Here is a 324-nt window from a genome sequence, read left to right as displayed (position 1 = left end):
CCATGGGGTCGCAGGTTCGAATCCTGTCTTCCCGACCATTTTTATGGGGCCTTAGCTCAGCTGGGAGAGCGCCTGCTTTGCACGCAGGAGGTCAGCGGTTCGATCCCGCTAGGCTCCACCAAAAAAGATTTAAAAAAGTTGTTGACTTTGAGAAAGCGACGTTGTATACTAATAAAGTTGCTTTAACAAAGCGATAAAAAATGATCTTTGAAAACTAAACAAGACAAAACGTACCTGTTAATTTAAGTTTTATTATAAAATCGCACAGTGATGTGCGTAGTCAGTCAAACTACTTTATCGGAGAGTTTGATCCTGGCTCAGGAC

1 tRNA gene is annotated in these 324 nt (G+C 42.6%); it reads left to right on the top strand.

Annotation, left to right across the window (positions count from 1 at the left end):
* The first annotated feature begins 45 nt into the window (after positions 1 to 45).
* Positions 46 to 121 (top strand) — tRNA-Ala (locus UJ203_RS20795).
* The last annotated feature ends 203 nt before the right edge of the window (positions 122 to 324 follow it).

Source organism: Bacillus sp. V26 (assembly GCF_034296245.1).
In the GTDB taxonomy this organism is placed as follows: domain Bacteria; phylum Bacillota; class Bacilli; order Bacillales; family Bacillaceae; genus Bacillus; species Bacillus halotolerans.
This window is presented reverse-complemented; position numbering and strand designations above follow the sequence as displayed.